The 25,338-nt window shown below is 64.1% G+C and carries 23 protein-coding genes; all 23 read left to right on the forward strand.

The window, feature by feature from the left end:
- The first annotated feature begins 208 nt into the window (after positions 1 to 208).
- A complete protein-coding gene (locus ACWMMN_RS00405) occupies positions 209 to 988 on the forward strand; it encodes an ABC transporter ATP-binding protein (RefSeq protein ID WP_006477266.1) in 780 nt (259 codons plus the stop codon).
- Positions 985 to 1,740: an ABC transporter ATP-binding protein gene (locus ACWMMN_RS00410; RefSeq protein ID WP_059232807.1), complete on the forward strand. Its 756-nt coding sequence runs from the start codon at positions 985 to 987 to the stop codon at positions 1,738 to 1,740. Before ACWMMN_RS00405 ends, ACWMMN_RS00410 begins: the two co-directional genes overlap by 4 nt.
- A 77-nt stretch (positions 1,741 to 1,817) precedes the next feature.
- On the forward strand, positions 1,818 to 3,017 hold the full coding sequence (locus ACWMMN_RS00415) for an ABC transporter substrate-binding protein (protein ID WP_059232806.1): 1,200 nt from the start codon (positions 1,818 to 1,820) through the stop codon (positions 3,015 to 3,017).
- Between the two features lie 128 nt (positions 3,018 to 3,145).
- The gene (locus tag ACWMMN_RS00420; protein WP_059232805.1) at positions 3,146 to 4,030 is read left to right on the forward strand and encodes a branched-chain amino acid ABC transporter permease; all 885 of its coding nucleotides are present in this window, start codon (positions 3,146 to 3,148) and stop codon (positions 4,028 to 4,030) included.
- Positions 4,030 to 5,004, forward strand: a complete 975-nt coding sequence (locus ACWMMN_RS00425) for a branched-chain amino acid ABC transporter permease (RefSeq protein WP_059236539.1) — start codon at positions 4,030 to 4,032, stop codon at positions 5,002 to 5,004. The genes ACWMMN_RS00420 and ACWMMN_RS00425 overlap by 1 nt, the downstream gene beginning before the upstream one ends.
- Before the next feature lie 1,073 nt (positions 5,005 to 6,077).
- Positions 6,078 to 7,235: an ABC transporter substrate-binding protein gene (locus ACWMMN_RS00430; RefSeq protein WP_059232804.1), complete on the forward strand. Its 1,158-nt coding sequence runs from the start codon at positions 6,078 to 6,080 to the stop codon at positions 7,233 to 7,235.
- A 199-nt stretch (positions 7,236 to 7,434) separates the two neighbouring features.
- Entirely contained in the window at positions 7,435 to 8,490 is a 1,056-nt protein-coding gene (locus ACWMMN_RS00435; RefSeq protein ID WP_059232803.1) for a branched-chain amino acid ABC transporter permease, read from the forward strand.
- 4 nt (positions 8,491 to 8,494) lie between these two features.
- Entirely contained in the window at positions 8,495 to 10,279 is a 1,785-nt protein-coding gene (locus ACWMMN_RS00440) for a branched-chain amino acid ABC transporter ATP-binding protein/permease (protein WP_174993437.1), read from the forward strand.
- Positions 10,279 to 11,034, forward strand: coding sequence for an ABC transporter ATP-binding protein (locus ACWMMN_RS00445; protein ID WP_096472134.1), 756 nt, complete (start codon positions 10,279 to 10,281; stop codon positions 11,032 to 11,034). Before ACWMMN_RS00440 ends, ACWMMN_RS00445 begins: the two co-directional genes overlap by 1 nt.
- A 507-nt stretch (positions 11,035 to 11,541) precedes the next feature.
- A complete protein-coding gene (gene mnmG / locus ACWMMN_RS00450; protein WP_340623681.1) occupies positions 11,542 to 13,512 on the forward strand; it encodes a tRNA uridine-5-carboxymethylaminomethyl(34) synthesis enzyme MnmG in 1,971 nt (656 codons plus the stop codon).
- Positions 13,509 to 14,195 carry a 16S rRNA (guanine(527)-N(7))-methyltransferase RsmG gene (rsmG, locus tag ACWMMN_RS00455; protein ID WP_486422882.1) on the forward strand — a complete coding sequence of 229 codons (687 nt, stop codon included), beginning with the start codon at positions 13,509 to 13,511 and terminating at the stop codon, positions 14,193 to 14,195. Before mnmG ends, rsmG begins: the two co-directional genes overlap by 4 nt.
- Before the next feature lie 51 nt (positions 14,196 to 14,246).
- Entirely contained in the window at positions 14,247 to 15,026 is a 780-nt protein-coding gene (locus ACWMMN_RS00460; protein WP_059232798.1) for a ParA family protein, read from the forward strand.
- A 31-nt stretch (positions 15,027 to 15,057) separates the two neighbouring features.
- Complete coding sequence (locus ACWMMN_RS00465) at positions 15,058 to 15,951, forward strand: ParB/RepB/Spo0J family partition protein (RefSeq protein ID WP_059236537.1); 894 nt, start codon at positions 15,058 to 15,060, stop codon at positions 15,949 to 15,951.
- A gap of 10 nt (positions 15,952 to 15,961) precedes the next feature.
- Positions 15,962 to 17,092: an SLC13 family permease gene (locus ACWMMN_RS00470; RefSeq protein WP_059232797.1), complete on the forward strand. Its 1,131-nt coding sequence runs from the start codon at positions 15,962 to 15,964 to the stop codon at positions 17,090 to 17,092.
- A 568-nt stretch (positions 17,093 to 17,660) separates the two neighbouring features.
- Positions 17,661 to 18,182 (forward strand): ATP synthase subunit I, encoded by a 522-nt coding sequence (locus ACWMMN_RS00475; protein WP_059236535.1) that lies wholly within the window; start codon positions 17,661 to 17,663, stop codon positions 18,180 to 18,182.
- A 109-nt stretch (positions 18,183 to 18,291) separates the two neighbouring features.
- Positions 18,292 to 19,143 carry a F0F1 ATP synthase subunit A gene (gene atpB, locus ACWMMN_RS00480; RefSeq protein WP_011350522.1) on the forward strand — a complete coding sequence of 284 codons (852 nt, stop codon included), beginning with the start codon at positions 18,292 to 18,294 and terminating at the stop codon, positions 19,141 to 19,143.
- Between the two features lie 75 nt (positions 19,144 to 19,218).
- Positions 19,219 to 19,488 (forward strand): F0F1 ATP synthase subunit C, encoded by a 270-nt coding sequence (gene atpE / locus ACWMMN_RS00485; RefSeq protein ID WP_006482730.1) that lies wholly within the window; start codon positions 19,219 to 19,221, stop codon positions 19,486 to 19,488.
- 129 nt (positions 19,489 to 19,617) lie between these two features.
- The gene (locus tag ACWMMN_RS00490) at positions 19,618 to 20,088 is read left to right on the forward strand and encodes a F0F1 ATP synthase subunit B (RefSeq protein ID WP_006751767.1); all 471 of its coding nucleotides are present in this window, start codon (positions 19,618 to 19,620) and stop codon (positions 20,086 to 20,088) included.
- A 2-nt stretch (positions 20,089 to 20,090) separates the two neighbouring features.
- Positions 20,091 to 20,630 carry a F0F1 ATP synthase subunit delta gene (locus ACWMMN_RS00495; RefSeq protein WP_059232796.1) on the forward strand — a complete coding sequence of 180 codons (540 nt, stop codon included), beginning with the start codon at positions 20,091 to 20,093 and terminating at the stop codon, positions 20,628 to 20,630.
- Positions 20,631 to 20,674: 44 nt separating this feature from the next.
- On the forward strand, positions 20,675 to 22,216 hold the full coding sequence (gene atpA / locus ACWMMN_RS00500; RefSeq protein WP_021160444.1) for a F0F1 ATP synthase subunit alpha: 1,542 nt from the start codon (positions 20,675 to 20,677) through the stop codon (positions 22,214 to 22,216).
- A 118-nt stretch (positions 22,217 to 22,334) separates the two neighbouring features.
- On the forward strand, positions 22,335 to 23,210 hold the full coding sequence (atpG, locus tag ACWMMN_RS00505) for a F0F1 ATP synthase subunit gamma (protein WP_059232795.1): 876 nt from the start codon (positions 22,335 to 22,337) through the stop codon (positions 23,208 to 23,210).
- Between the two features lie 66 nt (positions 23,211 to 23,276).
- Positions 23,277 to 24,671: a F0F1 ATP synthase subunit beta gene (gene atpD / locus ACWMMN_RS00510; RefSeq protein WP_006477287.1), complete on the forward strand. Its 1,395-nt coding sequence runs from the start codon at positions 23,277 to 23,279 to the stop codon at positions 24,669 to 24,671.
- Positions 24,672 to 24,819: 148 nt separating this feature from the next.
- Positions 24,820 to 25,245 (forward strand): F0F1 ATP synthase subunit epsilon, encoded by a 426-nt coding sequence (locus tag ACWMMN_RS00515; RefSeq protein WP_006477288.1) that lies wholly within the window; start codon positions 24,820 to 24,822, stop codon positions 25,243 to 25,245.
- Positions 25,246 to 25,338 lie beyond the last annotated feature (93 nt).

The following is a 25,338-nucleotide window of genomic DNA, read 5'->3' on the forward strand; positions in this document are numbered from 1 at the left end:
AGCGGTCGGCCCTATAAGTGCAAATCCCGATGATTGCACTGCACCAACGGCGCGACAATGTTGCGCAATGTGCATACGCGTCGGCGCGGGAGACCAACCCTCGAGGCGTAACACGGCGCCCGGGGGCAGCCCGCTGATCCGCTGACCTGTTCGCGGTCGCTCGCGCCAGGCTTCCCGGTGCTTCGCCTGACTTCGTACGGAAGGGAACATGATTCTCGGCGACACGATTCTGGAAACACGCGGACTGACAAAAGAATTCAGGGGCTTCACCGCCGTGAACGGCGTCAACCTGCGTGTGCGCCGCGGCGCGATTCATGCGCTGATCGGGCCGAACGGCGCGGGCAAGACCACCTGCTTCAACCTCCTCACCAAGTTCCTGACGCCGACGGCCGGCCAGATCGTCTTCAACGGCATCGACATCACCGACGAGCGGCCCGCGCAGGTTGCGCGGCGCGGCATCATCCGTTCGTTCCAGATCTCGGCCGTGTTCCCGCACCTGACCGCGCTGCAGAACGTGCGCATCGGCCTGCAGCGCGCGCTCGGCACGGAATTCCATTTCTGGCGCAGCGAACGCACGCTGAAACGGCTCGACGATCGCGCGATGGATCTGCTCACGCAGGTCGGCCTCACCGATTTCGCGCACGTGCCGACCGTCGAACTGGCATACGGCCGCAAGCGTGCGCTCGAGATCGCGACGACGCTCGCGATGGAACCCGAACTGATGCTGCTCGACGAGCCCACGCAGGGGATGGGCCACGAGGACGTCGACCGTGTGACCGCACTGATCAAGAAGGTCGCGAGCGGCCGCACGATCCTGATGGTGGAGCACAACATGAACGTGATCGCGGGCATCTCCGACACGATCACCGTCCTGCAACGCGGCGAGGTGCTGGCCGAAGGCTCGTATGCGGAGGTGTCGAAGAATCCGCTCGTCATCGAGGCCTACATGGGCAGTGCCGACGCGGCGCTCGCGGGGGCGCACGCATGAAGCACAGCGAACGGGAGGAACGCGAATTGAGCGGCGTCGAGAGCGGTACGCCCGCGCTGGAGATCACGGGCCTGGAGGCCTGGTACGGGGAATCCCACATATTGCACGGTGTCGACCTGACGGTGCATCGCGGCGAGGTCGTCACGCTGCTCGGCCGCAACGGCGCGGGCCGCACGACGACGCTGCGCGCGATCATGGGCCTCACGGGCCGCCGCAGCGGGTCGATCAAGGTCGCGGGCAACGAGACGATCGGCCTCGCGACGCACCGCATCGCACATTTCGGCATCGGTTACTGCCCGGAGGAGCGCGGGATCTTCTCGAGCCTGTCGTGCGAGGAGAACCTGATGCTGCCGCCGCTGATCGGGCCGCGCGAGCATGCGATGTCGCTCGACGAGATCTACGCGATGTTCCCGAACCTCGCGTCGCGCCGGCAGAGCCAGGGCACGCGGCTGTCCGGCGGTGAGCAGCAAATGCTCGCGGTCGCGCGGATTTTGCGCACCGGCGCGAACCTGCTGCTGCTCGACGAGATTTCCGAAGGCCTCGCACCGGTGATCGTGCAGTCGCTTGCACGGATGATCGTCGCGCTGAAGGCGCGCGGCTACACGATCGTGATGGTCGAACAGAATTTCCGCTTCGCCGCGCCGCTCGCCGACCGCTTCTACGTGATGGAGCACGGCAGCATCGTCGAGCATTTTCAGGCGGCCGAACTGGAAAGCAAGATGCCGACCCTGCACGACCTGCTTGGGGTGTGACGCCGCCCCGTTTCCCTAGCCGCTAGCCGTGGCGGCCCTCGAACAACCACAACGCATCAGAACAACAGGAGACGTCAATGAAAATGAAGACCCTCGCACAGGCCTGTCTCGCGCTCGCGACCGCCGCGCTCACCGCCGGCGCCGCACACGCGGCGGATACCGTGAAGATCGGCTTCATCACCGACATGTCGGGGCTTTACGCGGACATCGACGGGCAGGGCGGTCTCGAGGCTATCCGCATGGCGGTCGCCGATTTCGGCGGCAAGGTGCTCGGCAAGCCGATCGAGGTCGTCTACGCCGATCACCAGAACAAGGCCGACATCGCCGCATCGAAGGCGCGCGAATGGATGGACCGCGGCGGGCTCGACCTGCTGGTCGGCGGCACGAATTCGGCCACCGCGCTGTCGATGAACCAGGTCGCGGCCGAGAAGAAGAAGGTCTACATCAACATCGGCGCGGGCGCCGACACGCTGACCAACGAGCAGTGCACGCCGTACACGGTCCACTACGCGTACGACACGATGGCGCTCGCGAAGGGCACCGGTTCGGCGGTGGTCAAGCAGGGCGGCAAGTCGTGGTTCTTCCTGACGGCCGACTACGCGTTCGGCAAGGCGCTCGAGAAGAACACGTCGGATGTCGTGAAGGCGAACGGCGGCCAGGTGCTCGGCGCGGTGCGCCACCCGCTGTCCGCGTCGGATTTCTCGTCGTTCCTGCTGCAGGCGCAGGCGTCGAAGGCGCAGATCCTCGGCCTCGCGAACGCGGGCGGCGACACGATCAACTCGATCAAGGCCGCGAAGGAATTCGGCATCACGAAGACGATGAAGCTCGCCGCGCTGCTGATGTTCATCGACGACGTGCACAGCCTCGGCCTCGAGACGACGCAGGGCCTCGTGCTGACCGACAGCTGGTACTGGAACCGCGACGCCGCATCGCGCCAGTGGGCGCAGCGCTACTTCGGCAAGATGAAGAAGATGCCGTCGAGCCTGCAGGCGGCCGACTACTCGTCGGTGACGACCTACCTGAAGGCCGTGCAGGCCGCCGGGACGACCGACTCCGACAAGGTGATGGCCGAGCTGAAGAAGATCAAGATCAACGACTTCTACGCGAAGGGCTACATCCGCCAGGACGGCAGCATGATCCACGACATGTACCTGATGGAAGTGAAGAAGCCGTCGGAATCGAAGGAGCCGTGGGACTACTACAAGGTGCTCGCGACGATTCCGGGCGAACAGGCGTTCGGGACCAAGCAGGAATCGCGCTGCGCGGCCTGGAAGTAAGCAGGGCGTAGCGGCGCGCACGGGCGCGCCGCTCGGTGGCGGCTGCAGCGATGTGCCCGCTGCGCCGCCCGCGCGTGCAACGCGAAAAAGTTGCGCGCGCAACGAAACTCATTCTGACGGCTAAGTCGATGGAAATCTTTGGCATTCCGTTGCCGGCGATGCTGAGCCAGTTGCTGCTCGGGCTCGTCAACGGCTCGTTCTACGCGATCCTGAGTCTCGGGCTCGCGGTGATCTTCGGGCTGCTCAACGTGATCAACTTCGCGCACGGCGCGCTGTTCATGCTGGGTGCGATGCTCGCGTGGATGGGCCTGTCGTACTTCGGGCTCCCGTACTGGGCGATGCTCGTGCTGGCACCGCTGGTGGTCGGCGCGTTCGGGATCGCGATCGAGCGCTCGATGCTGCGCTGGCTGTACAAGCTCGATCACCTGTACGGGCTGCTGCTCACGTTCGGCCTCACGCTGGTCGTCGAAGGCGTGTTCCGGTCGATCTACGGATCGTCGGGCCAGCCGTACGACGTGCCGTCGCAGCTGTCCGGCGCGACCAACCTCGGCTTCATGTTCCTGCCGAACTATCGCGCGTGGGTCGTCGTCGCATCGCTCGCGGTGTGTCTCGTGACGTGGTTCGTGATCGAGAAGACGCGCCTCGGCGCGTACCTGCGGGCGGGCACCGAGAATCCGAAACTCGTCGAGGCGTTCGGCGTGAACGTGCCGATGATGATCACGCTCACCTATGGCTTCGGTGTCGCGCTCGCCGCGTTCGCGGGCGTGCTGGCCGCGCCGGTGATCCAGGTGTCGCCGCTGATGGGCCAGCCGATGATCATCACCGTGTTCGCGGTGGTCGTGATCGGCGGGATGGGCTCGATCCTCGGCTCGATCGTCACGGGCCTGCTGCTCGGCGTGATCGAGGGCTTCACGCGCGTGTTCTATCCCGAAGCGTCGGCGACCGTCGTGTTCGTGATCATGGCGATCGTGCTGCTGTTCCGCCCGGCGGGCCTCTTCGGCAAGGAAAAATGATGCAGAGAAAAGTGCTCTACGGCGTGCTGCTCGCCGCACTGCTCGCCGCGCCGTTCATCGGTGCGTATCCGGTGTTCGTGATGAAGGTGCTGACGTTCGCGCTGTTCGCAGCTGCGTTCAACCTGCTGATCGGCTATACGGGGCTGCTGTCGTTCGGCCATGCGATGTTCCTCGCGACGGCCGGTTATGCGACCGGCTATTCGATGCAGACGCTCGGTTTCACGCCGGAACTCGGCGTGCTGGCCGGCACCGTCGCCGCGACGCTGCTCGGGCTCGTCGTCGGGCTGTTCGCGATCCGCCGGCAGGGCATCTACTTCGCGATGATCACGCTCGCGTTCGCGCAGATGGTCTACTTCATCTATCTGCAGGCACCGTTCACGCACGGCGAGGACGGCTTGCAGGGCGTGCCGCGCGGCCACCTGTTCGGGCTGCTGGACCTGTCGAACGACGTCGCGCTGTACTACGTCGTGCTCGCCGTGGTCGTCGCCGCATGCGCGTTCATCGTGCGGGTCGTCCATTCGCCGTTCGGCCAGGTGCTCGTCGCGATCAAGGAGAACGAAGCGCGCGCCATTTCGCTCGGCTACGACACCGACCGCTTCAAGCTGCTCGCGTTCATCCTGTCGGCCGGGCTCGCGGGGCTGGCCGGCTCGCTGAAGGTGCTCGTGCTCGGCTTCGAGACGCTGTCGGATGCGTACTGGACGATGTCGGGCCTCGTCGTGCTGATGACGCTGGTCGGCGGGATGGGCACGCTGTTCGGGCCGCTGCTGGGCGCGGCGCTGATCGTCGCGCTGGAAGACCGGCTCGGCGACATCGGCGAATGGCTCGCGTCGACGACGGGCGTCGCGTGGTTCCATTCGCTCGGCGAATCGGCGACGATCGTCACCGGGCTGATCTTCATCGCCTGCGTGCTTGCGTTCCGGCGCGGCATAGTCGGCGAGATGGTTGCGCGGATCAAGCCGCTCAGGGCGTCCTGAATGCGTGCAGCGCGCGTCACCGGGCGTTGATGCGAAGCACCATCCGGCATGCTCCGGAAGGGCGTCGCAGCGGGCTCGGGCCGGCGCCGCGCGGCCGGCTGGTGCCCCATTTTCGTGCGGCGATGCACCATAGGGGTAAATGCTAAGTTGTCGCAGTATGAAAGGTCCTTTAATCTTCGTCCTAGTTCTGATGCACCGCGAAACGAATTTGCAGGTGGAGAACGAGGAGACAATCGAGGCACAAAGTGCCCGGACCCCAAAGCGCTGTTGGACGGAATCCAACAGCGCTTTTTCATTTGCGTGCACGGATTGCCACCGATGGTGCATCGGCCGGCGCGATCATCCTGTCGCGCCTGCATTCGCACCGCCTCTCTTCCGCGCTTCGCGTCGTCCCTCCGTTTTTCCTGTTCCCGTGATTCGTTTGCAGACGGCGCGCCATTGCGCACGCGCTGTCCGGGCTTACCCGGTTGGCGTGCGCGAAACGCGTCCGTTACACTCAGCTTTCGCCGACCGCGCGGTCGGGAAAACGGTCGGCAGTTCTCCTACAAGCAGAATGCAGAAGAGGGAGTGCGGTTGGATGAGCAGCGCAGGACGATGGTTCGGGGCAGGAGGGGCGGCTGGCGCCGCTCGTTCGTCGCGAGGTGCGGGACAGGTCTTCGCGGCTTTCCCGAGCCGTTCTGCGGCCTGTATGCGCGTTGCGACGCCATCGCGGGTCGTTGCGCTTGCATCCGTATCCGCATCCTCATGACCCGCCGGTTTTCCGACGTTTCACCGTTCGCCGGCCCGGCCCCGTCCGGCCGGATCGGCATGCCTTCCCGCCATCGTTGCGCCCGCATCGATCTCCCGCACGATCCTGCATTTCTTCGCCTGCTTCATCCTGACGACACCGCTGTTGCGCATCGTGACGGTCGAACGACCGTTTCGGCCGGCATGCGGTGCATGGGTGCGGCGTTTCACGGGAAAACGAGCATGGGCGCGGCTGGGCGAGATAATTAAGATATTAACTTGTTTGGAGACCGGGAGCCGCCCGAGCGACCCGTGGCTTTTTCGAGCAGCGTTTGGAGACAACGTAAATGAAGATGAATCGATGGATGGAGGCCGTGCTTGCCGCGGGCCTCGTGTGCGCGGCGGCAACGGCGTCGGCGCAGGTGAAGATCGGCGTGACGCTATCGGCCACCGGGCCGGCCGCGTCGCTCGGGATTCCGGAAAAGAACACGATCGCGCTGCTGCCGAAGGAAATCGCGGGCAAGAGCGTCCAGTACATCGTGCTGGATGACGCCTCCGACACGAGCCGCGCGGTGCAGAACGTGCGCAAGCTGATCGACGAGGACCACGTCGACGCGATCATCGGCTCGTCCGTCACGCCGAACTCGCTCGCGATGCTCGACCCGGTATCGCAGGGCAAGACGCCGACGATCTCGCTCGCGGCGAGCGCGCAGATCATCGCGCCGATGGACGCGAAGCGTGCGTGGATGTTCAAGGTGCCGCAGAACGACCAGCTGATGGCCGACGCGATCGCCGGCTACATGGCGAAGCACGGCGTGAAGACGGTCGGCTTCATCGGGTTCGCGGATGCGTACGGCGACAGCTGGTACAACACGTTCAACGCGGCGGCCGCGAAGAACGGCCTGAAGGTCGTGTCGAACGAGCGTTTCAACCGCACCGACGCGTCGGTGATGGGGCAGGTGCTGAAGCTGATGGGCTCGAACCCGGATGCGGTGCTGATCGCGGGCTCCGGCACGCCGGCGGCGCTGCCGGCGAAGACGCTGAAGGAGCGCGGCTACAAGGGCAAGGTGTACCAGACGCACGGCGTCGCGAACAACGACTTCCTGCGCGTGTGCGGCAAGGATTGCGAAGGCGAGATCCTGCCGGCCGGCCCGGTGCTCGTGACCGACCAGCTGCCCGATTCGAACCCGGTGAAGAAGCCGGCGCTCGGCTACAAGGCTGCGTACGAGAAGGCCTACGGCGCGGGTTCGCTGGCGACGTTCGGCGGCCATGCGTGGGATGCGGGGCTGTTGCTGCAGCGCGCGATTCCGGAAGCGCTGAAGAAGGGCCAGCCGGGCACCGAGGCGTTCCGCGAGGCGCTGCGCGCGTCGATCGAAAGCGTGAAGGACCTGCCCGTGTCGCACGGCGTGATCAACATGACGGCGACCGATCACAACGGCTTCGATACGCGTGCACGCGTGATGGTGCAGATCGTCGACGGCAAGTGGAAGCTGCAGGCCGAGTAAGCACCACGTGAAACCGGCGTGCGCGGCGCGAACGGTGCCGTGCCCGCCGGCGGCAGGGCGCCGGGCCTGACAGGCCGCGCCCGTGCCGCCTGGAACCAGCGGGGCCCGCCGCGTGGCGCCTGACGCGCCTGTCGTGTCGTCCGCGCCCCGGCCGTTCCCGTCTTTCGTTTCTCCGCAGCATTCTCGATACACGAAACGTATGGATCTCTCGATTGCGGCGATCCTCGCGCAAGACGGCATCACGACCGGCGCCATTTATGCATTGCTGTCTCTGGCGCTCGTGCTGGTGTTTTCCGTCACGCGGGTGATCTTCATTCCCCAGGGCGAATTCGTCGCCTACGGTGCGCTGACGCTTGCCGCGTTACAGGCGCAAAAATTTCCCGCCACCTGCTGGCTGCTGTTCGTGATGGGCATCGCGTGTTTCCTGCTCGAAGTCGGCGGCCTGATCCGGCATCGCGAACGCCGCCATCAGCTCGGCCGCACGCTCGCGACGCTCGGCAGCCGCTACATCCTGCTGCCGCTCGCGGTGTTCGCGATCACGCGCAGCTTTGCCGCGCAGCCGATGCCGATGCTCGCGCAGATCGCACTGACGCTCGCGATCGTCGTGCCGATGGGGCCGTTCGTCTACCGGCTCGTGTACCAGCCGATCGCCGAAGGCACGACGCTGCTGCTGCTGATCGTGTCGGTCGCCGTCCACTTCGCAATGGTCGGCCTCGGGCTCGTGATGTTCGGCGCGGAAGGCTCGCGCACCAACGGCTTCTCGGATGCGTCGATCGCAATCGGCAGCATGACGGTGTCGGTGCAGAGCATCCTGGTCGTCGTCACGGCGCTCGTGCTGATCGGTGCGCTCTACGTGTACTTCGGCCGCACGATCGCCGGCAAGGCGCTGCGCGCGACGTCGGTGAACCGGCTCGGCGCGCGGCTCGTGGGCATCGGCACGACGGAAGCGGGGCGGCTCGCGTTCACGTTCGCGGCGGGGCTCGGCGTGCTGTCCGGGATCCTCGTCGGCCCGCTGACGACGATCTACTACGACTCGGGTTTCCTGATCGGCCTGAAGGGCTTCGTCGGCGCGATCATCGGCGGGCTCGTCAGCTATCCGCTCGCGGCCGCCGGCTCGCTGCTGGTCGGTGTGCTCGAATCGTATTCGTCGTTCTGGGCGAGTGCCTACAAGGAGGTGATCGTGTTCACGCTGATCATTCCGGTGCTGCTGTGGCGGAGCTTCGTGACGCCGCATGCGGAAGAGGAAGAGGAGTGACGCGATGAAGACGATGGTACGCAACAAGACCTTCTGGGTGTTTCTCGTGGTGCTGTTCGCGTTGCCGGTACTGCCCGGCGCGCTGCAGGTGCCCGAGTACTGGATCACGCTGCTGAACTACATCGGCCTCTATGCGATCGTCGCGATCGGGCTCGTGCTGCTGACGGGCGTCGGCGGGATGACGAGCTTCGGGCAGGCCGCGTTCGTCGGTATCGGCGCGTATGCAACCGCGTTCCTGACGACGCGCTATGGCGTGTCGCCGTGGCTCGCGCTGATCGTCGGCGTCGTGCTGACGGCGCTCGTCGCGCTCGTGCTGGGCGCGGTCACGATGCGGCTGTCCGGGCACTTCCTGCCGCTCGGCACGATCGCGTGGGGCCTCGCGTTGTTCTACCTGTTCGGCAACCTCGAACTGCTCGGCAAGTACGACGGGATCAACGGGATTCCGGCGCTGAACCTGTTCGGCATCACGCTCGAAAGCGGCCGCAGCCTGTACTTCCTGATCTGGGCCGTGGTGCTGGCCGCGATCGTGTCGGTGCAGAACCTGCTGAACAGCCGCCCGGGGCGCGCGATCCGCGCACTGCGCGGCGGCGGCGTGATGGCCGAGGCGATGGGCGTGAACACCGCGTGGATGCGCGTGGTGATCTTCGTCTACGCAGCGGTGCTGGCTGCCGTGTCGGGCTTCCTGTACGCGCACTTGCAGCGTGCGGTGAACCCGACCCCGTTCGGCCTGAACCACGGGATCGAATTCCTGTTCATGGCCGTGGTGGGTGGCGTGTCGCACGTGTGGGGCGCGGTGCTCGGCGCGGCGATTCTCACCGTGCTGCAGGACTACCTGCAGACGCTGCTGCCGAAGCTGCTCGGTTCGGAAGGCAACTTCGAGATCATCGTGTTCGGCGTGCTGATGGTGCTGCTGCTGCAGTACGCGCGCCAGGGCGTGTGGCCGTTCGTTGCGAGGCTGTTCCCGCGCGGGCCGCGTGCACACGTGCCCGAGCAGGCCGATCCGCTGCCGCAGCGTGCGAAGCCGGCGGCCGGCGAGCCGTTGCTCGTCGTCGACAACGCACGCAAGCAGTTCGGCGGGCTCGTCGCCGTCAACGACGTCAGCTTCGACGTGAAAGCGGGGCAGATCATCGGACTGATCGGTCCGAACGGCGCTGGCAAGTCGACCACGTTCAACCTCGTGACGGGCGTGCTGAAGCCGACGGGCGGCACGATCACGTTCCGTGGCGAGCGTATCGACGGGCTCACGTCGCGCCAGATCGTTCGCCGCGGTATCGGCCGTACGTTCCAGCACGTGAAGTTGCTGCCGGCGATGACGGTGCTCGAGAACGTCGCGATCGGTGCGCATCTGCGCGGCCATACGGGCGTGTGGCGCAGCATCGCGCGGCTCAATGCGCATGAGGAAGCGCAGCTGCTGGCTGAAGCCGCACGCCAGATCCGCCGTGTGGGGCTCGAGAAGCACATGTACGACGAAGCGGGCAGCCTCGCGCTCGGCCAGCAGCGGATTCTCGAAATCGCACGCGCGCTGTGCTGCGATCCGACGCTGCTGCTGCTCGACGAACCGGCGGCCGGGCTGCGCTACCAGGAGAAGCAGCAACTCGCCGACCTGCTGCGACGGTTGAAGGCCGAAGGCATGAGCGTGTTGCTCGTGGAACATGACATGGATTTCGTGATGAATCTCACCGACCGGCTGGTGGTGATGGAGTTCGGCACGCGGATCGCGGAAGGGCTGCCGCAGGATGTGCAGCAGGACCCGGCGGTGCTCGAAGCGTATCTGGGCGGGGTGGAGTGATGACGGACACGACGATGCCGATTCTCGAAGTGCGCGGGCTGGCGGTCCGGTACGGGAAGGTGGAGGCGCTGCACGGCGCGGCGATCAAGGTCGGTGCGGGGCAGATTGTCAGCGTGATCGGCCCGAACGGCGCCGGCAAGTCGACGCTGCTGAACGCGATCATGGGTGCATTGCCGGTAACAGGGCATGCGTCGGGCGCGGTCGTGTATCGCGGCAACGACGTCGGCGCGTTGCCGGTCGAGCAGCGTGTCGCGCGCGGGATGTGCCTCGTGCCGGAAAAGCGTGAGCTGTTCAGCACGATGACGGTCGAGGACAACCTCGTGCTGGGTGCGTATCGCCGCAAGCAGGCTGGCGAATCGAACTTCCTCGACCAGCTCGATCACGTGTTCGCGCTGTTCCCGCGGCTGAAGGAGCGCCGCAAGCAGGCAGCCGGCACGCTGTCCGGCGGCGAGCGGCAGATGCTCGCGGTCGGCCGTGCGCTGATGGGCAAGCCCGATCTGCTGATGCTCGACGAACCGAGCCTCGGGCTGGCGCCGCTGATCGTGAAGGAGATTTTTCATATCATCAGCGCGTTGCGCGGGACGGGCGTGGCGACGCTGCTGATCGAGCAGAACGCGCGGGCGGCATTGCAGATCTCGGACTACGGTTATGTGCTGGAGACCGGTGAGTTTGCGCTGGAAGGGCCGGCTGCCGAGCTTGCGCAGAACCCGCGTGTGATCGAAACGTACCTGGGGTTGGCGAAGAAGACGGCTTGATGGCTTGGGTAGTTGGCGGGAAACGGGCGGCGTGTTTCACGTGAAACACGCCGTTTTTGTTTGTGGGCGAGGTTTCGATGGCACGCGGTCTGGGGATAAGTGCCGGGGGAATAGTCTCAAGTTCTGTGCAGGGGCGGTTCGCTCCACAGACCGGCGATGCGTGGAACCGCAGTGGACAAGTATTGGGGCAACCGGCAGAAATGCTGTGAGGAGGAGGGTGGGCACAGCGTGCCGCGTCTGTTTTGTCTCGAGGGTCACAGATATCGATCGGGTTATGTGCTCGTCGTGGCCAAGTTTTTGCACGGACACAACGATGTACGGTGTACCGTCCACAGCCATTGCCAGAGCGGGTCCGACACCCTGGATTCACCTGTTCACAGCCAAAAATCGACGAAATGCACAGACCCTACCATTCGGACGGCATTCGGGTGAAAAGCGAACCCGCTATAATTCGGCCCATACATTTCTCTGATAGGTTCGTGCGCAGCTCTGCGTGCGGAATCCACCATGCTTTTTCCCACAGAATTTGACGTCATCGTCGTCGGTGGCGGTCATGCCGGCACGGAAGCCGCGCTGGCGTCCGCCCGTATGGGCGCGAAGACGCTGCTGCTGACCCACAACATCGAAACGCTCGGGCAGATGAGCTGCAATCCGTCGATCGGCGGCATTGGCAAGGGCCATCTGGTCAAGGAAGTCGACGCGCTGGGCGGCGCAATGGCCGCCGCGACGGACGAGAGCGGCATTCAGTTCCGGATCCTCAATTCGTCGAAGGGCCCGGCCGTGCGGGCGACGCGCGCGCAGGCTGACCGCATCCTGTACAAGGCGGCGATCCGCCACCGGCTCGAGAACCAGCCGAACCTGTGGCTGTTCCAGCAGGCCGTCGATGACCTGATGGTCGAAGGCGACCGCGTGGTGGGCGCCGTCACGCAGATCGGCATCCGTTTCCGCTCCCGTGCAGTCGTGCTGACCGCCGGCACGTTCCTCGACGGCAAGATCCACGTGGGCCTGAACAACTACACGGGCGGCCGTGCGGGCGATCCGGCGGCCGTGTCGCTGTCGTCACGCCTGAAGGAGCTGAAGCTGCCGCAGGGCCGCCTGAAGACCGGTACGCCGCCGCGTATCGACGGCCGGACGATCGATTTCTCGAAGCTCGACGAGCAGCCGGGCGACCTCGATCCGATCCCCGTGTTCTCGTTCCTGGGCCGCGCGGAGCAGCATCCGCAGCAACTGCCGTGCTGGGTCACGCACACGAACGAGCGCACGCACGACATCATTCGCGGCGGTCTCGACCGTTCGCCTATGTATACAGGCGTGATCGAAGGCGTTGGCCCGCGCTATTGCCCGTCGATCGAGGACAAGATCCACCGGTTCGCATCGAAGGAATCGCACCAGATCTTCCTCGAGCCGGAAGGGCTGACGACCAACGAGTTCTACCCGAACGGAATCTCGACGAGCCTGCCGTTCGACGTCCAGCTCGATCTCGTGCACTCGATGCGCGGCCTCGAGAACGCGCACATCCTTCGCCCCGGCTACGCGATCGAGTACGACTACTTCGACCCGCGCGCGCTGAAGGCGTCGCTCGAGACGAAGGCGATCAACGGGCTGTTCTTTGCGGGCCAGATCAACGGCACGACCGGCTACGAAGAGGCGGCCGCACAGGGCCTGCTGGCTGGCCTGAATGCAGGCCGCTACGTGCAGGAGAAGGACGCATGGTGCCCGCGCCGTGACCAGGCTTACCTGGGCGTGCTGGTCGACGATCTCGTGACGCGCGGTGTGGCCGAGCCGTACCGGATGTTCACGAGCCGCGCCGAATATCGGCTGAGCCTGCGTGAAGATAATGCCGACATGCGTCTGACCGAGGTCGGCCGCGAACTGGGTCTCGTCGACGACGCCCGCTGGGATGCATTCAGCCGGAAGCGCGACGCTGTTTCACGTGAAACCGAACGCCTGAAGTCGACGTGGGTCACGCCGAAGACGCTGCCGCCGGAAGAGGCGACTGCGCTGCTGGGCAAGGCGATCGATCACGAATACAGCCTCGCCGAACTGCTGCGCCGCCCGGGCATCAGCTACGACGGCGTGTGCGGCCTGAAGGGTGGCGAATGCGGCCCTGCGGAGCCGCTGGCCGACGATCCGGTGCTGCTCGAGCAGATCAAGGAGCAGGTCGAGATCGGCATCAAGTATCAGGGCTATATCGAGCGCCAGGCATCCGAGATCGAACGCAACGACGCGAACGAAAACACGCGTTTGCCGGATGGCATCGATTACCGCGAAGTGCGTGGGCTGTCGTTCGAAGTGAGCCAGAAGCTGAACGAGTTCCGGCCGGAAACGATCGGGCAGGCGTCGCGCATCTCGGGCGTCACGCCGGCGGCGATCTCGCTGTTGATGGTGCACCTGAAGCGCCGCGGCCTCGGCCGTCGTAACGGCACGGCCGCCGAGGCAACGGAGCAGGGGGACGGTACCGTCCCGACGCAACAATGACGGCGCGTCGCGCGCCGGCGGTTAATCGGGACGTACTGGAACAGATGCTCGTCGAAGGTACGACGGCGCTTAGCCTCACGCTGACGGATGCACAACGCAACCAGCTGCTCGACTACGTCGCGCTGCTCGGCAAGTGGAACGCAGTCTACAACCTGACCGCGATCCGCGACCCGAAGCAGATGTTGATCCAGCACATCCTCGATTCGCTTTCGATCGTCCCGCATCTGCGCGGCCGTGCATCGGCACGCGTGCTCGACGTCGGCTCGGGCGGCGGGCTGCCCGGTATCGTGCTGGCAATCGTCGAGCCGGACTGGCAGGTCACGCTGAACGATATCGTGCAGAAGAAGTCTGCATTCCAGACGCAGATGCGTGCGGAGCTGAAGCTGGCGAACCTGTCGGTGGTCACCGGCCGAGTCGAATCGCTGCAGCCGGGTGTCGAAGTGCCGGAAAAATTCGACATGATCGTATCCCGCGCTTTCGCGGATCTATCCGACTTCGTTAAACTTGCTCGACATCTGGTTGCGCCGGGCGGATCGATCTGGGCAATGAAGGGCGTCCACCCGGATGACGAAATTGCGCGCTTGCCGGAAGGCAGCCGCGTGAAGCAGACGATACGGCTGGCGGTGCCGCTGCTCGATGCCGAACGGCATCTGTTCGAAGTGGCCGTCGACGACGCGATTTGAAGGCACGCGGTAGCGTGCCGTTTGTTTGAAGGTAAAGGGAACACACCAACGATGGCAAAGATCTTCTGCGTTGCGAACCAGAAGGGGGGCGTCGGCAAGACGACGACATCGGTCAATCTCGCCGCAAGCCTTGCAGCGCAGGAGCAACGAGTCCTGCTGATCGATCTCGACCCGCAGGGCAATGCGACGATGGGCAGCGGGATCGACAAGGCCTCCTGCGAAGCGACCGTGTACGAAGTGCTGGTGGACGGTGTGTCGGTGACCGACGCGCGCATCCGCCCGGACGGCGTCACCTATGACGTGCTGCCTGCGAACCGCGAGCTGTCCGGTGCCGAGATCGAACTGATCAGCATCGACAACCGCGAACGCCGGCTGAAGGCCGCGCTCGAGCACGTGGCCGACGACTACGATTTCGTGCTGATCGATTGCCCGCCGACGCTGTCGCTGCTGACGCTGAACGGGCTGTGCGCGGCGCATGGTGTCGTGATCCCGATGCAGTGCGAGTACTTCGCGCTGGAAGGGTTGTCGGACCTCGTCAACACGATCAAGCAGGTTCACGCGAACATGAACCGCGACCTGAAGATCATCGGCTTGCTGCGCGTGATGTTCGATCCGCGCATCACGCTGCAGCAGCAAGTTTCCGATCAACTGAAAGCGCACTTCGGCGACAAGGTGTTCGACGCGGTGATTCCGCGCAACGTGCGCCTGGCGGAAGCGCCGAGCTACGGGTTGCCGGGCGTCGTGTTCGACCGCAGCTCGCGCGGTGCGCAGGCCTATCTCCAGTTCGGTGCCGAGATGATCGAACGCGTGCGCGCGTTCGAGGTGTCGTGATCCGGACATGAGCGAAGCGAGGAAGAAAGACATGAACGCGGTACCAAAGAAGAAGGGCTTGGGACGTGGCCTCGAAGCGCTGCTCGGCGGCAGTGCCGATATCACCGAAGCGGTGAAGATCGAAGGGGCGCCGAACACGCTCGCGCTCGGCAAACTGCAGGCCGGCAAGTACCAGCCGCGGACGCGGATGGACGAGGGCAGCCTGCAGGAGCTCGCGGCAAGCATCCGCGCACAGGGCGTGATGCAGCCGATCCTGGTACGGCCCATTTCGTCAGACAAATACGAGATCATCGCGGGTGAGCGGCGTTTCCGCGCGGCGCGCCTGGCCGGCCTCGATGAAGTGCCGGTACTCGTGAAGGACGTGTCCGATCAGGCTGCCGCCGCAATGGCGCTGATCGAGAACATCCAGCGCGAGGATCTGAATCCGCTTGAAGAAGCGCACGGTATCCAGCGTCTGCTCGACGAGTTCGGTTTCACGCACGAACAGGCGGCTGAATCGGTCGGCCGTTCGCGCAGTGCAGTGTCGAACCTGCTGCGTCTGCTGAACCTCGCGTCGCCGGTGCAGACGATGCTGCTGGCCGGCGATCTCGACATGGGGCACGCGCGCGCGCTGCTCGCCGTCGATGCGGCGACGCAGATCACGCTCGCGCATCAGGTCGTCAACAAGCGCATGTCGGTACGCGAGACCGAGAAGCTGGTGTCGCATACGACGAAGGAAGCGCCGGCCGTGAAGGCGCGCGCGAAAGACGATGGCGGCCGCGATACGCGCCGTCTCGAGGAGGAGTTGTCCGACCTGCTCGCGTCGACGGTGAAGATCAAGCTCGGCCGCCGTGGGCGCGGGCAGGTGTTGATCGACTTCGGCAACCTCGACGCGCTCGAGGGCATCCTCGTGCGGCTGCGCGGCAACGTCGCGACCGAAGAGTAACAGGCTGCCGATGGAGGAGACGGGCGCACCTGCGCCGCGCCGTTGGCTCGGATGGCTTGCGCAGGAACCGGTTCTGTCGGTGCTTGCGCTTGGCCTGATCGTACTGCAGTGGGTGCGTCCGCAACCATTTGCGATACTCGCCGGTCGCGTCGACTGGCAGACCGTCGCGACGCTCGCGGGCCTGCTGATGCTGACCAAGGCGCTCGAGTTGTCCGGCTGCCTGATGTGGCTCGCCCACCGTATCGTCCATCACGTGCATTCCGAACGCGGGCTCGCGATGCTGCTGGTCGGGTTCGCCGCGGTGCTGTCGATGTGGCTCACCAACGACGTCGCGCTGTTCGTCGTCGTGCCGTTGATGGTGTCGCTGCGTGCTCTGACACCGTTGCCGTTCCGGCGCCTCGTGATCGTCGTCGCGCTGGCCGTCAACGCGGGGTCCGTCGCGACACCGCTCGGCAATCCCCAGAATCTTTTCCTGTGGCAATTGAGCGGCGTGTCGTTCGGCCGCTTCGTGGTCACGCTCGGGCCGCTCGCGCTTGCGCTGATGGCGTTGCTGCTCGTGCTGACCGCATGCCTGTTTCGCGCGAAGCCGCTCGACCTGTCCGGCGATGCCGTCGCATTGCCCGTACAGCGCATGCATGCGCTGATCGCGGCGGTACTGTTCGCCGCGTTCGTGCTGCTCGCGGATGCGCACCATCCGCTGCCGGGCCTCGTCGGCGTCGCCATCGTGCTGCTCGCCGTCAAACGTAACGCAGTCCTAAAGATCGACTGGCTGCTGTTGCTGATCTTCGTACTGATGTTCGTCGTGCTGCGCACCGCGGCTGCGCTGCCCGTCGTGCACGACACGATTGCGAATGCGCAACTCGATTCGCCGCTGCGCGTCTATGCCGCCGGCGCGCTACTGTCACAGGCGATCAGCAATGTGCCGGCCGCGATCCTGCTGTCGGAATTCACGCACGACTGGCGTGCGCTGGCATTCGGCGTATCGGTCGGCGGCTTCGGTTTCGCGATCGGCTCGCTCGCGAACCTGATCGCGGTGCGTCTCGCGAAGGAGCCGCGCATGTGGCTGCCGTTTCATCTGGTGTCGATTCCGTTCGCGCTCGCGAGCGGGGCGCTCGGCGCGTGGCTGCTCGCGCACGGTTGAGCGAGGCCGGTGCGTGCGGCACAGGCGTACCGCCGGATTGGCGGGCAGGGCGCACAGCGTTCGGGGTGGTTAGGGGTTGTTGATAAGTCCCGCAACCCACAGTCGAACTTCTGTGGCGGCGCGACAACTGATTGGACGTATCGATGCACGAGCATCCGGTCGAAATTCGCGCGTGGCGCGCGGTCGACCGGCCACAGCGTTTCGTGTGTTCCGGGCCGTCGCGCCGAGTCATTCCGGGCGACTGTTTCACTGCACGTTCCCCGCAGCGATCGTGCCGGCTCTTGCGGGCCCGTATCGGGCATCGTTTCCCCGCCATTTCCCCATCGCCGGACTTTTTTCGTGCAAGAAATACCGGTGCAAGAAACCGACCTTACAACTGTCGTCGTACGTCGTCGAATCGGGCGTTTTTTCACATGATGAGGCGTCGTTTTACGCAGGTTTTTGTCGCGTCTAAAGCCTTGAATCACTTGCAACTATCGCTTACAATCGCCCGGATTTGTTAGCTAGGCACCCCTGAAAGCTTTCAGAAAGCTTGGGGTCGGGTTCAAGGACTTTGCGGAAGATTGCGATGGCGGGTCAGGCGCCGGACGACAGGCACGATGATCAGCGCACGCAACGCCCCGCTTCGGCGGCCGGCGAGTGGCGCGAATCCGACGACTGGGATGTCGAGCAGCAAGATAACAACATCGTTCCGCTTACACGGACGGAAGCCGAGAGGCTGTTCGGTCCGAACGTGAGCAAGCCCTCGCGCGTGACCCCCTACAAGGTGGTGTTCGCGCAAGTGGCCCTGTCCCTGGTTGCAACGCTGGCGTGGTGGCTGTTTTCGAAGTCGCCGGGCGCCGCTGCGCAATCCGCGTTTCTGGGCGGAGCGATTGGCTGGGTGCCCAGTGCGGTATTCGTGGCACGACTGAAGGCAGGTGGCTCGGCCACCGTGATGAGCTGGGTGATGGGCGAAGCCCTGAAACTCGCTCTGACGATCGGGATGTTCACCGCAGTGGCGTTCGGCTGGGCCGGCGTGCACTGGGTGCCGTTCCTCGTCACGTACCTCGTCGTGCTGAAGACGTACTGGATCGCGCTGGCCTGGCGGTAAAGAACAAGCAGCGTGCGGTTTCGACAACGAACCGCACCGGCCCGTTCCCGCAATAGCGTGTTGCGGAACAGGCAAAACGATTTTCGACAATTTGGGTGGCATTAACGATATGGCAGCTAGCGAAGGCACGCGCGGTCCGGATCCGTCCGAGTACATTGCGCACCACTTGCAGAATTTCTCCACCTCGCATCAGACGTCGATTTTCGACATCCACGTCTGGAATCTCGACACGCTGTTCTGGTCGATCGTATGCGGCATCGTGACGATCCTCGTGCTGCGTCTGGCCGCCCGCAAGGCGACGTCGGGCGTGCCGGGCCGTTTCCAGTGCGCAATCGAGATGCTCGTCGAAATGGTCGAAGACCAGTCGAAGGCCATCGTCCACGGCAATCGTACCTTCATCGCGCCGCTCGCCCTCACGGTGTTCGTGTGGGTTGCGCTGATGAACTCCCTCGACTTTCTCCCGGTCGACCTGCCGGGCCGCGTGATCGGCCTGCTCGGTCTGTCGGACGTGATTTCCCACCATCGCATCGTTCCGACGGCCGACCTGAACGGCACGCTCGGCATCGCGCTCGGCGTGTTCGTCCTGATGATCTACTACAGCATCAAGATCAAGGGTGCGGGCGGCTTCGTGCACGAGCTGCTGTCGGCACCGTTCGGCGCACACCCGCTGCTGTGGATCCCGAACCTCGCGCTCAACATTGTCGAATATCTCGCGAAGACCGTCTCTCTCGGTATGCGGCTGTTCGGCAACATGTACGCGGGTGAGCTGTTGTTCCTGTTGATCGCCCTGCTCGGCAGCATGTGGAGCTTCGGTGGCGACGCAACGTTCCTCGGCTTCGTTGGTCATGTGATCGCGGGTAGCGTCTGGGCAATCTTCCACATCCTGATTGTTCTGTTGCAGGCATTCATTTTCATGATGCTGACGCTGGTGTATCTCGGCCAAGCGCACGACAAGCACTAAGCGCGGCGTGCAAGAAAGAGTTTCCGTTTTAGTTTTTTAAATCTCAGTTCCAAGTCTTTTCACAAAGGAGTGATCATGCAAGCTTACATCGCCAACATCCAGGGTCTGACCGCCATCGGTATCGGCATCATCATCGGCCTGGGTGCAATCGGCGCCTGTATCGGTATCGCGCTGATGGGTGGCAAGTACATCGAAGCCTGCGCACGTCAGCCGGAACTCATCAACCCGCTGCAAACGAAGATGTTCCTGCTGGCTGGTCTGATCGACGCTGCATTCCTGATCGGCGTTGGTGTCGCAATGCTGTTCGCGTTCGCGAACCCGCTCCTGTCGAAGCTCGCAGGCTAAGGTTCCTCGGAAATTTGCGTCCGGCGCAAGCCGGCGCAGGGCGGAACGGAGACTTGGGGCGCTGATCGAATGCAACTCGATGAGCGCCTTACCGTTTCATTTTTCCGGAATAGCAGATAAGGAAACACCGTGAATCTCAACGCAACTCTGTTTGCGCAAATGGTCGTGTTCCTGGTCCTCGCGTGGTTCACGATGAAATTCGTGTGGCCGCCGTTGATCAACGCCCTCGACGAACGTTCGAAGAAGATCGCCGACGGCCTCGCCGCCGCCGAGAAGGGCAAAGCGGAACTCGACGCAGCGCACAAGCGCGTGGACCAGGAACTCGCGCAGGCCCGCAATGACGGCCAGCAGCGCATCGCCGACGCCGAAAAGCGTGCCCAGGCGGTCGCCGAGGAAATCAAGGCCAACGCCCAGGCTGAAGCCGCCCGCATCGTCGCTCAGGCGAAGGCGGAAGCAGAACAGCAAATCGTGAAGGCGCGCGAAGCGCTGCGTGGCGAAGTCGCCTCGCTGGCCGTGAAGGGCGCCGAGCAGATCCTGAAGCGCGAAGTCGATCAAACGGCCCACGCCCAACTGCTGAATCAACTGAAAGCCGAGCTCTGATCATGGCCGAACTTGCAACCATCGCCCGCCCTTACGCAGAAGCGCTGTTCCGCGTGGCCGAGGGCGGTGACATCGCCGCCTGGTCCACGCTCGTGCAAGAGCTGGCCCAGGTTGCGCGTCTGCCGGAAGTGCTGTCGGTCGCGTCGAGCCCGAAGGTGACGCGCACGCAAGTAGCCGAGTTGCTGCTTGCTGCGGTGAAGTCGCCGCTCGGGGCTGGCGCCGAAGCGAAGAACTTCGTGCAGATGCTGGTCGACAATCATCGCATCGCGCTGCTGCCGGAAATTGCCGAGCAGTTCGAGGCGCTCAAGAACGAACGTGAAGGTGCAGCCGACGCCGAGATCGTGAGCGCGTTCCCGCTGAACGGCGCGGATCTCGACAGTCTCGTCTCGGGCCTCGAACGCAAGTTCAAGCGCAAGCTGAAACCGACGGTCGAAGTCGATTCGTCGCTGATCGGCGGCGTGCGCGTGACGGTCGGCGACGAAGTGCTCGACACCTCGGTTCGCGCGCGCCTCGCATCGATGCAGGCTGCCTTGACCGCCTGAGCGCCACGCCGGCACGCAACAGAATTGACTATCAGGAGCGAATAATGCAACTCAATCCCTCTGAGATCAGCGAGCTGATCAAGAGCCGGATCCAGGGCCTTGAAGCGAGCGCAGACGTTCGCAACCAGGGCACCGTGATCTCCGTGACCGACGGTATCGTGCGTATCCACGGCCTGTCGGACGTGATGCAGGGCGAAATGCTCGAGTTTCCGGGCAACACGTTCGGTCTCGCGCTGAACCTCGAGCGCGACTCGGTCGGCGCGGTGATTCTCGGCGAATACGAACACATCTCGGAAGGCGACATCGTCAAGACGACGGGCCGCATTCTCGAAGTCCCGGTTGGTCCGGAACTCGTCGGCCGCGTGGTCGATGCGCTCGGCAACCCGATCGACGGCAAGGGCCCGGTCAACGCCAAGCTGACCGACGCGATCGAAAAGATCGCCCCGGGCGTGATCTGGCGTAAGTCGGTGTCGCAGCCGGTGCAGACGGGCATCAAGTCGATCGACGCGATGGTGCCGATCGGCCGTGGCCAGCGTGAGCTGATCATCGGCGACCGTCAGTGCGGCAAGACCGCAGTGGCGCTCGACGCGATCATCAACCAGAAGGGCAAGGACCTGATCTGTATCTACGTCGCGATCGGCCAGAAGGCTTCGTCGATCATGAACGTGGTTCGCAAGCTCGAAGAAACGGGCGCGATGGAATACACGATCGTCGTCGCTGCTTCGGCATCGGATTCGGCTGCGATGCAGTACCTCGCACCGTACGCCGGCTGCACGATGGGCGAATACTTCCGCGACCGTGGCCAAGACGCGCTGATCATTTATGACGACTTGACCAAGCAAGCCTGGGCATACCGTCAGATCTCGCTGCTGCTGCGCCGCCCGCCGGGCCGTGAAGCGTACCCGGGCGACGTGTTCTATCTGCACTCGCGTCTGCTGGAGCGTGCGGCTCGCGTGTCGGAAGAGTACGTCGAGAAGTTCACGAACGGTGAAGTGAAGGGCAAGAGCGGTTCGCTGACGGCACTGCCGGTCATCGAAACGCAGGCTGGCGACGTGACCGCGTTCGTTCCGACGAACGTGATCTCGATTACCGACGGCCAGATCTTCCTGGAAACCGACCTGTTCAACGCAGGCATCCGCCCGGCAATCAACGCCGGCGTGTCGGTGTCGCGAGTCGGTGGCGCCGCTCAGACGAAGGTCGTGAAGAAGCTGTCGGGCGGTATCCGTACCGACCTCGCGCAGTACCGTGAACTGGCCGCATTCGCGCAGTTCGCATCGGACCTCGACGAAGCGACCCGCAAGCAGCTCGAGCGCGGCCGCCGCGTGACGGAACTGCTGAAGCAGCCGCAGTACCAGCCGCTGCAGGTCTGGGAACTGGCCGTGTCGCTGTACGCCGCGAACAACGGCTACCTCGACGACCTCGACGTCAAGCAAGTGCTGTCGTTCGAGAAGGGCCTGCGCGAAAACCTGAAGACCAGCCACGCTGACCTCATCAAGCGCATCGAAGACACCAAGGATCTCTCGAAGGACGACGAAGGCGCACTGCGCTCGGCGATCGAATCCTTCAAGAAGTCCGGTGCCTATTGATCCGCGAGTGACACACTGAGGCCGCGCGGGTGCTGAGGCGTCCGCGCCGCTTCGGTGAGCGATGCATGAGCCCCGAGTAAGCGCTAAAGCGCTAACTCGGGGCGCAAAGGAGCAAGCTATGGCTGGAATGAAGGAAATTCGCGGCAAGATCAAGAGCGTGCAGAACACGCGCAAGATCACGAAGGCGATGGAGATGGTGGCCGCATCGAAGATGCGTCGCGCGCAGGAACGCATGCGCGCCGCTCGTCCGTATGCAGACAAGGTCCGTGCCATCGCCGCGCACATGAGCCGTGCGAACCCGGAGTACCGCCACCCGTTCATGGTGGCAAACGACGGCGCGAACACGGCCGGCATCATTCTCGTCACGACGGACAAGGGTCTGTGCGGCGGTTTGAACACCAACGTGCTGCGTGCGACGATTCAGAAGTTCAAGGAGCTGGAAGAGAAGGGCCAGAAGGTCGAAGCCACCGCGATCGGTAGCAAGGGCCTCGGGTTCCTGAACCGCTTCGGCGCGAAGGTGCTGTCGCAGGTCGTGCACCTCGGCGACACCCCGCATCTGGACAAGCTGATCGGCGCCGTGAAGACGCAGCTCGATCTGTACTCGGAAGGCAAGCTGTCGGCGGTTTATATCGCTTACACGCGCTTCGTCAACACGATGAAGCAGGAAGCCGTGATCGAGCAGCTGTTGCCGCTGTCGTCGGAACACTTCGAAGCCGATGACGGTACGCCGGCCACGTCGTGGGACTACATCTACGAGCCGGACGCGCAGGCAGTCGTCGACGAACTGCTCGTGCGTTACGTCGAGGCGCTGGTGTACCAGGCCGTCGCGGAAAACATGGCGTCCGAGCAATCGGCGCGCATGGTCGCGATGAAGGCCGCGTCCGACAACGCGAAGACGGTGATCAGCGAACTGCAGCTCGTGTACAACAAGAGCCGTCAGGCCGCGATCACGAAAGAACTGTCGGAGATCGTCGGCGGCGCAGCCGCTGTTTAAGCGCGCGCCCGGGACGACAACTGCGCCTTTGCGCGAGTAAAGAATCAGGTATTTAAAGGAAAAGCGATGAGTACTGCTGCTTTGGTAGAAGGCAAGATCGTACAGTGCATCGGCGCCGTTATCGACGTGGAATTCCCGCGCGACAGCATGCCGAAGATCTACGACGCGCTTATTCTCGATGGCTCGGAACTGACGCTCGAAGTCCAGCAGCAGCTGGGCGACGGCGTGGTCCGTACCATTTGTCTGGGTGCATCCGACGGCCTGCGCCGCGGCCTGACCGTGAAGAACACGGCAAAGCCGATCTCGGTGCCGGTCGGCAAGCCGACCCTCGGCCGGATCATGGACGTCCTCGGCCGTCCGATCGATGAAGCGGGCCCGATCGAAAGCGATGTGACGCGTTCGATCCACCAGAAGGCTCCGGCGTTCGACGAACTGTCGCCGTCGACCGAACTGCTCGAAACGGGTATCAAGGTTATCGACCTGATCTGCCCGTTCGCAAAGGGCGGCAAGGTTGGCCTGTTCGGCGGTGCTGGCGTGGGCAAGACCGTCAACATGATGGAGCTCATCAACAACATCGCGAAGGAACACGGCGGTTACTCCGTGTTCGCGGGCGTGGGCGAGCGTACCCGTGAAGGGAACGACTTCTATCACGAAATGAAGGACTCGAACGTCCTCGACAAGGTCGCGCTGGTGTACGGCCAGATGAACGAGCCGCCGGGCAACCGTCTGCGCGTCGCGCTGACCGGCCTGACGATGGCCGAGCACTTCCGTGACGAAGGCCTCGACGTGCTGTTCTTCGTCGACAACATCTACCGTTTCACGCTGGCCGGTACCGAAGTGTCGGCACTGCTCGGCCGTATGCCGTCGGCAGTGGGCTATCAGCCGACGCTGGCTGAAGAAATGGGCAAGCTGCAAGAGCGCATCACGTCGACCAAGAAGGGCTCGATTACGTCGGTTCAGGCCGTGTACGTCCCTGCGGATGACTTGACCGACCCGTCGCCGGCTACGACCTTCGGCCACCTGGACGCAACCGTCGTTCTGTCGCGTGACATCGCTTCGCTGGGTATCTACCCGGCGGTCGACCCGCTCGACTCGACGTCGCGCCAGATCGACCCGAACGTGATCGGCGAAGAGCACTACTCGATCACCCGTCGCGTTCAGCAGACGCTGCAGCGCTACAAGGAACTGCGCGACATCATCGCGATTCTGGGCATGGACGAACTGTCGCCGGAAGACAAGCTGTCGGTCGCGCGCGCACGTAAGATCCAGCGTTTCCTGTCGCAGCCGTTCCACGTTGCTGAAGTGTTCACGGGCTCGCCGGGCAAGTACGTGCCGCTGAAGGAAACGATCCGCGGCTTCAAGATGATCGTCGACGGCGAGTGCGACCACCTGCCGGAACAGGCGTTCTACATGGTCGGCACGATCGACGAAGCCTTCGAAAAGGCCAAGAAGATCCAGTAAGGGTCACGGGATCGGAGTAAGCGCTGAAGCGCTTGCTCCCGTCGACCGCCGCAGGGCAAGAGTAAGCGCCGAAGCGCTAACGCTTGCCAACTGCGGCATGGGGCGGGAGCAAGTGCCAAAGCACTCACTCCCGCCGACAGGAGTCCATATGGCAACCATCAAAGTAGACGTCGTCAGCGCGGAAGAGCAGATCTTCTCGGGCGAGGCGAAATTCGTCGCGCTGCCGGGCGAAACGGGTGAGCTGGGTATTCTGCCGGGCCACACGCCGCTGATCACGCGGATTCGTCCGGGTGCGGTGCGCATCGAAGTCGAGGGCGGCAACGACGAATTCGTGTTCGTCGCGGGCGGCATTCTCGAAGTGCAGCCGGGCGCCGTGACGGTGCTCGCCGATACCGCGATCCGCGGCAAGGACCTCGACGCGGCGAAAGCCGAGGAAGCGCGCAAGCGTGCCGAGGAAACGCTGCAGAATGCGAAGTCGGATCTCGACCTCGCGAAGGCGCAATCCGAGCTCGCGACCGCGATGGCGCAGCTCGAAGCGATCCAGCGTCTGGCGAAGATCCGCAGCCGGCACTAAGCCGCGCCGCGTATCCCGCGAAAGAAAGCAGCCTTCGGGCTGCTTTTTTTTCGTCTGCGGATTGCGGGCCGGATCATTGCGTCCGGTCGTGCT

The sequence above is a fragment of the Burkholderia cepacia complex sp. TUM26381 genome, from assembly GCF_057439935.1.